The organism is Clostridium sardiniense, assembly GCF_050584765.1.
Taxonomy (GTDB): domain Bacteria; phylum Bacillota; class Clostridia; order Clostridiales; family Clostridiaceae; genus Clostridium; species Clostridium sardiniense_A.
Map to the genome: position 1 here is coordinate 903,378 of NZ_JBNOOR010000001.1, position 10,611 is coordinate 913,988.

At 25.5% G+C, this 10,611-nt stretch carries 10 protein-coding genes; 9 read left to right on the top strand and 1 reads right to left on the bottom strand.

Annotated elements, in window-relative coordinates; all coding sequences use genetic code 11:
- Positions 1-48 precede the first annotated feature (48 nt).
- Complete coding sequence (locus ACQPUW_RS04320; RefSeq protein ID WP_430836270.1) at positions 49-1,929, top strand: hypothetical protein; 1,881 nt, start codon at positions 49-51, stop codon at positions 1,927-1,929.
- A 72-nt stretch (positions 1,930-2,001) separates the two neighbouring features.
- Here ACQPUW_RS04320 and ACQPUW_RS04325 read toward each other — a convergent pair whose 3' ends face one another.
- Entirely contained in the window at positions 2,002-2,541 is a 540-nt protein-coding gene (locus ACQPUW_RS04325) for a 50S ribosomal protein L25 (protein WP_430836271.1), read from the bottom strand.
- 377 nt (positions 2,542-2,918) lie between these two features.
- Between ACQPUW_RS04325 and ACQPUW_RS04330 the strand changes: the two genes are divergently transcribed.
- The 8 genes from ACQPUW_RS04330 to ACQPUW_RS04365 form a co-directional block, all read left to right on the top strand.
- Positions 2,919-3,521, top strand: a complete 603-nt coding sequence (locus ACQPUW_RS04330) for a DUF445 domain-containing protein (RefSeq protein WP_430836272.1) — start codon at positions 2,919-2,921, stop codon at positions 3,519-3,521.
- A gap of 207 nt (positions 3,522-3,728) precedes the next feature.
- Positions 3,729-4,286: a hypothetical protein gene (locus tag ACQPUW_RS04335; protein WP_430836273.1), complete on the top strand. Its 558-nt coding sequence runs from the start codon at positions 3,729-3,731 to the stop codon at positions 4,284-4,286.
- A 108-nt stretch (positions 4,287-4,394) separates the two neighbouring features.
- Complete coding sequence (locus tag ACQPUW_RS04340) at positions 4,395-5,486, top strand: HpcH/HpaI aldolase/citrate lyase family protein (protein WP_430836274.1); 1,092 nt, start codon at positions 4,395-4,397, stop codon at positions 5,484-5,486.
- Between the two features lie 7 nt (positions 5,487-5,493).
- The gene (locus tag ACQPUW_RS04345) at positions 5,494-6,735 is read left to right on the top strand and encodes a phosphoribosyltransferase domain-containing protein (protein WP_430836275.1); all 1,242 of its coding nucleotides are present in this window, start codon (positions 5,494-5,496) and stop codon (positions 6,733-6,735) included.
- Between the two features lie 14 nt (positions 6,736-6,749).
- On the top strand, positions 6,750-7,802 hold the full coding sequence (locus ACQPUW_RS04350) for a cysteine protease StiP domain-containing protein (RefSeq protein WP_430836276.1): 1,053 nt from the start codon (positions 6,750-6,752) through the stop codon (positions 7,800-7,802).
- 25 nt (positions 7,803-7,827) lie between these two features.
- Positions 7,828-8,574, top strand: coding sequence for an HAD family hydrolase (locus ACQPUW_RS04355; RefSeq protein ID WP_430836277.1), 747 nt, complete (start codon positions 7,828-7,830; stop codon positions 8,572-8,574).
- Positions 8,575-8,648: 74 nt separating this feature from the next.
- Positions 8,649-10,187 (top strand): YceG family protein, encoded by a 1,539-nt coding sequence (locus ACQPUW_RS04360; protein WP_430836278.1) that lies wholly within the window; start codon positions 8,649-8,651, stop codon positions 10,185-10,187.
- 23 nt (positions 10,188-10,210) lie between these two features.
- Positions 10,211-10,611, top strand: a 401-nt coding sequence (locus ACQPUW_RS04365; protein ID WP_430836279.1) for a hypothetical protein, incomplete at its 3' end; no start/stop codon positions are given.

The following is a 10,611-nucleotide window of genomic DNA, read 5'->3' on the forward strand; positions in this document are numbered from 1 at the left end:
ATATAATAATATAATTATTTGTAAGATATGGTGTGGGGGAGAAGTTATATGTCAATTTTATATCAAAAAAATATAGATGAAATTGCATTAATTCCTAAGGATGGAGAAGTGAGCTTAGTAGAATATTTAAGAGATAATTTAGATGAAAGTTTTTATATATTTTTTAAACCTAATATAAATGGAGATAGACCATCAGTTGTTATATTAAAAAAAGGAGCAGGAATTATTATAATAGAAGTTAAAGAATGTAATCTTGACGAATATGTATATGTAAATGGTGGGTATGCAGGAGCATATGGAGTTATAATATCAAAAGATAAAAGTGAGATTCCTCTTATAACACCTTTTGAAAAGGTTATGGGCTACAAGGAAAATTTGTATAACTATCATATAGAAGAATTAACTAAGAAATCCTTATTTGATGCTAATTATAGTGATTTAGTAAAAACAGCTGTGTACTTTCACAATTCAACAGAAGAAGAAATAAAACTTAAATTTAGCAATAATACAAAAGAGATGAGGTCTATTAAGATATGGGGAGTGGACTCTAATATTGTAGAGGATATTAAAATTAGTCTTATAGAAAATGAATTGTTTGATGATAAGTTATATGAAAAATGTTTTGATAACTGTAGAGTTAAGTATCATGGAGGAGAATGTGGTAAATTTATTATATTAGAAAAAAAGAAAAGAAACTTAATGAGAAGTAAAAAAGGGGCAAATGTAAAAATAAAAGGTATAGCTGGTAGTGGAAAAACAGTATTACTTGCAAATAGAGCAGTTGGAGCAGCGATAAGAAAAAAAGGAAAATGTAGAATACTTATATTAAGTTATAATATGACATTAAGAAATTATATTAAAGATAAAATTGGAGAAGTAAGAGAGAATTTTTACTGGGATGTTTTTGATATAGTGCATTTTCATATGTTTATCAAGCAAAAGGCTTATGAATGTGGAATAGAAATAAAGAGTAACCTAGAAAATATTATAAATGATGAGATTTATAGATTATTTAAAGAGGTTATATCAAAAGAAGATAAGTATGATGCAATATTTATAGATGGAGTTCAAGACTTTAAGAGGGAGTGGTTAGACTTATTAAAGGATGTATTCTTAAAAGAAGATGGGGAATATGTGATATTTGGAGATGAAAAGCAGAATATATATAATAGAGCTTTAGATGATAAAAAGAGAGTTATAACAAATATAAAGGGAAGATGGAATGAGCTTACAAAATCATATAGAGTATCAACTAATATAGCAAATTTACTTAGAGAATTTCAAAAAGAGTTCTTTTTAAATAAATATGAACTAGATAATATTGAGATTGAAGAACAAATAGGACTTGCAATAAATGAAGATGAAGTAAGATATATGTATAATATTAAATTAGGTTACTTAGATGTATTTGATATTAGTAAGAAGTTTTTTGATAGTAAGAAAATAAATTATGATGACACTTGCATTATTGGAGGTTCCATAGATGAACTTAGAGAAATGGAGTATTATGCAAGAAAAAAATATTCTATAAAAGTAGAAAGAATGTTTGAAACTAAAGAGGAATTTATTTATATTTCATCTCTTAGGAATAGTAAGGAAAAGTTGGAAGTGTTAAGAGAGAGTAGACGATTTAATTTCTTTGCACAAGGGGAAGGAATTAAAATGTGTACAACTGAAAGTTTTAAAGGGTGGGAGATAGATAATCTAGTTCTTATAATAGATAAAGAGGATGAAAATACAGAGCTTATATATACTGCAATTACAAGATGTAAAAAGAATCTATTAGTAATAAATAGAGGAAATGAAGAGTTTCATAAATTCTTTAATAAAATAAAAAATGAAAAGATATTAAGTAGATTTGAAATTATGAATAAATTAGAGGAAAATAAAATAGCTGTAGAAAATTTACTAATAATATATAATAATTAAGTTAAGAAAGATAAAATAAAGAGCATGTACATAAGGTGAAGTATACCTTATGTACATGCTCCTTCAATATATTTAAGAATTTACAACAGCTAAAATTGTATCTGGATCAGTTACTAATTCTACACCTGATGGGATACAGATATCTTTAGCAAATACTTTATCTTCAAAATTTAAACCAGAAATATCATATTCAATTAGCTCTGGTATTTTTTCTACATTTCCATGGAATTCTAAGGTTGGAGTACATATTTCAAATATTAAATTTTTACTTTCTAGACTTTCCTCACCTAAGAAATTAACGGGAATTTTCATTTTTACAATTTCATTATGTTCTACAGACTGGAAGTCAACATGAATAACTTCTCCAAGATTATTTTTCTGTATGTCTTTTACAACACAATTTTTAATTTCTCCACCAACATCTAATGGAATAATTGAACCTCTAGTATTTTCTTTGAACAATCTTAAAAGAGTAGTAAATGGAATTTTTACTGGGATAGTCTCACTTAAAGATTCTCCATAAATAATACAAGGTATCTGTCCTTCTCTTCTTATTCTATTTGTTTTTTCATTTGACTTTCTTTTACTTATCTTAAATGCTTTTTCATTCATAATAAATTCCTCTTTTCTTTTATAAATAATAAGTGATTTTATCAAGGTATAAGCAGCTTAAGAGTTTTAATATTTATATCGATATTTAGTAAACTGTTTAGTGAACTGCTATAGCACTTGAACGCTAAATTCCACCATTTACATACGCCTCCTTCAATATGATATAGCTATATTATAACACAAATAATTAAAATATTTCATTTAAAGGAAATTATAGTAAAAATTTAATTAAATATATGACTTAAATTTAATATTGATAAAAAAGTAATAAGATTCTATCTCTTTTAAAAATTTTATCTTAATTAAATTGTTAGTAGACTAATTTTTAAGATTATTGTAATCTATATAATGTGAAATTTTATTAGGAGGGACTATAAATGAATACAATAGTTTTAATAATTGTACTAGCTTTAGTTGGTGGGATTATAGGATGGATTACAAATGTTTTAGCTATAAAGCTAATGTTTAGGCCAATAAATCCAATAATAATACCAATACTAAATATAGAAATAATAGGACTTATACCAAAAAGAAAAAAAGAAATAGCAAAGAATATTGGAGAAGTTGTTTCAAAGGAATTATTATCAGTAGATGATATAATCAATTTATCTATAAATGAGAGTGATAAAGAAGATTTAAATAATTACATAAAAGATAAAATAAGAAATTTAGTAAATGAAAAGATGGACTTTATACCTGCACCTTTTAGAATGATGGTACAAGGTCCCATAGATAAAATCATAAATGAAGAAGTTGATGGTGCTTTAGAAGAAGTAGAAGAAAAGATGATTCTAAAAGTTAAAGAAAGAATAGACATAGAAAAAATAGTAGAAGAGAAGGTAAATGAATTAGATCTTTTAGAACTTGAAAGAATTATAATAAGTGTGGCTAAGAAAGAGTTAAAGCATATAGAAATATTAGGTTTTTTCTTAGGGGGAATTATAGGGTTAATTCAAGGTATTATAGTTACTATAATTTAATATTACATAATAAATAGGAAATAAAGTAAAAAAGTGAGATTATGATAAACTTTTGAATATTATAATCTTACTTTTTTTATTTTGCTGATTTAAGTTAATAATAATCATAAAAGTATAATATATACTTAATGTATACATTATGGTAAAATTGATACTAAATAAAGTGGGTATTTAGACTTTATATTTATATAATTGGAGGTATGAGAGGTGTTATTTAAAAATATTAAGAATGTGACTGAATCTATAGGGAAAAATGTATCGGATTTAGCTAATACTATTGTAGTTACTACTAGAGAGCAAGATAAGATAAATGTTATGGAAAAGGAAATAAAATGTTTAAATCTAGAGATAAAATCAGCTTATGCAGAGATTGGGGAAAGATTTGTAGAACATAAAAATTTAAATAATGAAATTGGAACATTTAATATTGATGATGTTTTAAATACTTTAGATTCAAAAATAGCTAAAAGAGAAGAGATTAAGGCTAAAGTAATAGAAGCATCAAAGGAATTAAATGATAAATTAATCCTTCAAGAAAAGAAAAAGGTAAAAGAACAGTTTGAGACAGAGAAGGAAAAATTAGATAAAGCTCTTGCTATGGATATAATAAATAAAGATGAGTACTTTAAAAAATTGAAAGTTCATGAAAATAAAGTTATCTATTTTGATGAAATAAAAAATATAGAGAAACAATATGAAATCAAAATAATATCATATGATGAAAAAAATGAAAAGATAAAATCTATACTAGACAGAGATGAATAACGGACATTAATTCAAAAAGTATATGTAAATAAAGAGAGTCGGTCTATATAAATTATTCTATAGATCGGCTTTGTATTTTATCATTTATATGAAAGAAGGCTAGATTAAGTGAAGTATTTTAATGAGAATTTAAAGGGAGTATTCTACAAAGAACCAAGAAATTTTAATAAATATACAGATAAAGAAATTTTAAAGTATTGTTTAGGGGCGAATATGTATATGAGCGCCACAAAAAATATTTTGGAAAAAATAAAAAATAAAAAGTTTGAAAACATAGGCTGTATAACTCTTTGCTTTGAAGATGCAACTAAGGAAAGTGAAGTTAATCTTGCAGAAGAGAATGTATTGAAGCTTTTTGGCGATGTATGCAAGCTTTTAAAAGAAGGGGATTTAAATGATGAAGATTTACCTTTAATATTTTTAAGGGTTAGAAGTATAGATCAATTTAAGAAATTTTCAAGTAATCTAACAAAAGATCATACTAATATTTTGGCAGGATTTATATTTCCAAAGTTCAATTCAAGTAATGGAGAGGAATATTTTTGCCATTTAAAAAAGTTAAATGATAAATATGAAACAGTATTATATGGAATGCCTATCATTGAAGATGAAAAGGTTATATATAAGGAATTTAGATATTTAGAATTAGATAGAATTAAATTATTATTAGAGCCATATAAGGATTTAATATTGAATATAAGAGTTGGAGGAACAGATTTTTCTTCTAAATTCTCTTTAAGAAGAACTGTGAACACGTCAATATATGATTTAATGGTAGTTTCTGATTGTTTAACTGATATTTTAAACTTTTTTACAAGAAACACTGATAATTATATTATTTCAGCTCCAGTATTTGAGTATTTTTCAAAAGATATAAATTCAAAAGAGGTACAAGGCTTACTAAAAGAAATTGAACTTGATAAAGTAAATGGATTCTTAGGAAAAACAGTTATACATCCAACACAAGTGAAATATGTAAACTCAATGTATGTTGTAACTTATGAGGAATATATTGATGCAACAAACATAATAGAAAATTCTAATGTAGGTGGAGTTTTTAAAGGGAAAAATGATAATAAAATGAATGAGGTTTTACCACATTTAAATTGGGGAAGAAAAATAATGCTTAGGGCAGAAGCTTTTGGCGTATTAAATGAAGGTATATCTAATTATGATTTATTAGAGAAAGAGATGGTATAGGAGTATTATGAGTATAGATATAAATATAGATAAAAATGTATATGATATTAATTTAGATGATCTAATAGTTATGGGTAAGAGAATAAATAATAAGCTTAGAAATTTTCTATTTATTAGTAAAGTGCTTGGAAAACATATTGAAGTAAAAGCAGACGTATGTAAGGCAATAGGAATTCTTCTTGCCTCTCTTGCGTACAAGCCATCTAGTGAAGAATTAGAAGATCTAAAAGATGTATTATCATATATAAAATATCCTAATGATATTGATGAGCATATTAAAGAAGTCATTGATAATTTTACATTTAATACTAAAGGTGAGAAGGTTTGTGTACTAGGATTTGCAGAAACTGCAACAGGACTTGGGATGGCAGTTGCTTCATCAATAGAAGACTCTTATTATTTAACAACAACTAGAGAGAATATAACAGAAATTAAATCTCTTGTTAATTTTGAAGAGGAGCATTCTCATGCAACAATGCATAAGTGTTTTCCAATGTCAAAAGAAGATGTAATTAATAAAGATAGAATGATATTAGTAGATGATGAGATAACAACTGGAAAATCAATGATCAATATTATAAGAGAATTATCTAATGTAACTTCAATAAAGAAATACACAATACTTAGTATATTAGATTGGAGAAATTCATTAAATAAAGAATTAATGGATTCTTTAGCCTTTGAAAAAGGAATAGATATAGAAGTGTTATCACTTATAAGTGGAAATATAAGTATAAATGACAATAGTGTATTCTATAATTACATAGATAATGAAATAGAGGAAAAAACGGCAGCAAAGAATCTTCATATGTTAGATAGAATTCAGATTAAAAGTGAAGATGAAAATGTAGATTACTATAAAGATAGTGGAAGATTTGGAGTAAATCAAAAAGACATTGTTCTTTTAGATAAGAAATGCGAAAGTATAGCCAAAACCATTGAAAATGATATAAAAGATAGTGATAAAATCTTAGTTCTAGGGCATGGAGAAAATATTTATATACCTAGTAAGATCGCATCATATTTGAAAAATGATACTTATTTTAAATCTACTACAAGAAGTCCTATATTTTGTGAGAATATATATGAATATCCAATAAAGACTGCACATGTATTTTATGATTCTGGTGTTAAGTATTATATGTACAACAAAGAAGATATTGAAAAGAGATATGATAAGGTTATTCTTATTACAGAAAATGATTTAAATATAAAATTAACATCAAATATACTTATATATAAAGTATAGATTGGGAGGAAGCTATGAGATTAGTTAAGAGCAGCTATAAAGAAGACGTAGTATTTCTTTTAAAAGATTTATCTGAAGAGATAAATGAGATTACAGTTGAAGAGAAAGAGAGACTTATAAATAGTGGAATAAATTATTCAGAATTTATTTCCAAGGAAAGCATACCAAGCAAAGAAATGACAGAGATATTTTTAAGTCTTTTAGAGGATAAAAAAGAAGAAGTAGCAAAATATGTAGAAATAATTTCAGATACTATATTTAAAGAAAAGGGTGAGAATTTAGTAATAGTATCTCTTGCAAGAGCAGGAACTCCTTTTGGAATACTTATTAAAAAGTACATTAAATTTAAATATAAAATAGATATACCACACTATAGTATATCTATAATTAGAGGTAAGGGAATAGATTTTAATGCTTTGAAATTTATATTAAAAGAGCATAAAGATGGATTGATACAATTTGTTGATGGATGGACTGGAAAGGGATCAATAACTAAGGAATTAGATAAATCAATAGAATTATTCAATAGAGAGTTTGGAGAAAATGTTTCGAGTGGACTAGCTGCTATAGCTGACCCTGCTATGCTATGTACAGTATGTGGAACTAGAAAAGATATAGCAATTCCAAATTGTTGCTTAAACTCTACTGTAAGTGGACTTATAAGCAGAACTATTCATAATGATAAATATATTAATGAAGATGATTTTCATGGAGCTAAATACTTAGATTATTTAGAAGAATATGATTTTTCAAATGAATTTATAAAGAAAATTGAAGAATGCTTTAAAGTAGAAAATTACGATATAGAGAAATATAAAAGAGAGAAAACGGCAGAAAAAATTGTACAAGATGTAAGAGAAGAGTTTGACGTAGCTGATATAAATAAGATAAAGCTTAGTGTTGGAGAAGCATCTAGAGCCCTTTTAAGAAGAAAGGTTAGATGTATATTAATAAAAGATATAGAAGATAGAGATGTAAGACATATAATTCAGCTTTCAAAAGAAAAGGATGTTAAAATTTTAAAATATGATAAAACCCATTATGAATGTATTGCTATTATAAAATAATAAATTAAAAGGGGAATGCAAAGATATGGGGAAAATAAATTTTATAACAGACTTAGATAGAACTATAGTACATTCAAAAAATAAAGGATTTAAATGTGTTGAGCATATAGGGGAGAGGGAAATAACTTATATGACAGAAAAAAGTTATAACAAACTTCAAGATATGCTAAAAGAAAAGGTTATTGAATTTATACCTTGTACTATGAGAAATATAGATCAGACTTTAAGAATTAATTTTATAAAAGAATATAATCCTAAACTTATTATATGTACAAATGGAGCTCAAATATATAGGGATGGAATATTAGACCATGAGTGGGACTTGAAAATGAAAAGTTTAGTTAAAAAAGAAGAGGTAGAAGACAGTATAGAACTTATTAAAAGTTTAAACATAAAAAATATAGAAATTAGAAATATAGAAGATTTTTATATTACGGTAAAATGTGAAACTGTTATTGACGCCAAAGAAGGTTCAGGTATTTTGATTAAATATTTTAAATCACCTTATAAAGTAATGCAAATAGGAGTTAAGATTTTTATAATACATGAGAAAATAGATAAGATACATGCTGTTGATTACATTATAGAAAAGTTTGATATAAATAATGTATTTACAGCTGGAGATAGTGAAGTTGATATTGAATTCACAAGGAGAGGCATATGTATTCTCCCAAAGCATAGTATATTTAAACATGATGATGCCATAATTACAGAGAAAGATGGTATATATTCTACAGAAGATATTTTAGATATATTAGAAAGTCATATGTAAATTAAGGAATAAAATATTGATATTATTGGATATATTGTTATAAAATATAATTATGCATGGGAGGAGTGATCATAATGACTATAAATTTACAGACTATAATTCACTCTATGTTTAGAAGCAAATATGATAGAAGAAATAATGGTGAATTCAGACCATATTTTTATAGATTTATAGGGGTAGAAGATACTGAAAACTATGATAATTTGTTAAAAACTATTGAAGTGAAGTGTGATGAAATTTCTGATAGAAAATTAATTTTTGATAATGGAATTCCTTTAAATGGAGAGATGGAACTTATTGAGTATATATATAATGAATTATCTTCTATGAATATATACAATATGGCCAATGAGGATATTATTATATTTAATGATAGTCAGGTTAATAATATATTTTTAAAAGCTATGGATTATGTTATTCCACTTTCAATTAAAAATGAAAATTTCTTTAGTGATAACGTAAGAAATAATTTCATTACAAAGTTGATTGTTTGGGCATATTCCTATTTAAGAGAAATTAATTTTAATGATGATATAAATCCAAAGTGTATTTTTTATGGGAATATAGAAAGACATGAAGTATATTTTTTAATGATTTTATATTTAATGAATTTTGATGTAATCTATATTAATCCGTTAAAAGAAGAATATTTTGAAGGAATTGATACAGATAAGATTAGCACAGAAATTAAGAAAATGAACATACTAGATGTTAAAAGTTTTAGTGAAAGAACTTCAATGGGAAGAGTAATAGAAAATAATGAGACTTTAACTAAAAAGCTTCAAAGAGATGTAAGAGAAGAATTATTTACTAATACAGGAATGTATGTCCCTTGGCAATTTAGAGGGAAATATACAAAAAGTGTATTATTAAATGGAATAGATGAAGATATATTTATATATTGGAATGAACCAGCAAAATTAAGAGAAGGATTTAAAACATCAACTGAAACAGTTAAAGTTCCATGTTTTTTCCAAAAGTTTGATGGGGAATATTTAGATAAAGATAAATATTATAAATTAGTAAAGCACTGTACAGATTCTACAAACACCTTATTTTTTAATAATGGCGATATATCAGAAGATGTGGAAGTTACAGATGATATGTTTCAACTAATGTTCTGTCAATTAAGTGATGGAACATTTGATATTGAAGAGATAAAGAAACTTCCAATATATAAATTTTCTAAATATAGTATAGAAGTTCAGGATCTACTTTTAAATAAATTTAATGAGGTAATATTAGATAAAACATTGTTTGTAGAACCACTGGATAAAAATACAATTTTGAAATTATTGGTTTTAGTAATTTCTTTAAATAAAAATATTGTTAGATTAATTGATAACTTTGATTTTACATCAAATATTCCAAAGATAGTTATATACTTAAATGGAGAAGATGAAATTAATGATGATATGACAAGGTTACTTGCGTATTTACATATTGCAGGAATCGATATAGTCATCTTCAACCCATCAGGATTATATAATATATGTAAAATTATAAGAAAAGATAGAGTAAATATAATTAGATTAGAAGAAATGAATTACAAATCAAAATATAAAAAGCTTGAACCTACAAATAACAGTATTTTTTCTAGATTGTTTAAATAAATATTTAAGGAGAATTGAGAAGCATGAATAATGATGTTAATATGATGGGCAATGAAGAGATGATGGATAATCAAAATATGATGGATAACCAAAACATGATGAATAATCCAAATATGATGAATAACCAAAATATGATGAATAACCAAAATATGATGAATAACCAAAATATGATGAATAACCAAAATATGATGGGCAATCAAAACATGATGGATAACCAAAATATGATGGGCAATCAAAACATGATGGATAACCAAAATATGATGGGTAATCAGAATATGATGGGTAATCAAAACATGATGGGTAATCAAAACATGATGGGTAATCAAAACATGATGGATAACCAAAATATGATGGGTAATCAAAACATGATGGGTAATCAAAACATGATGGATAACCAAAATATGATGGGTAATCAAAACATGAT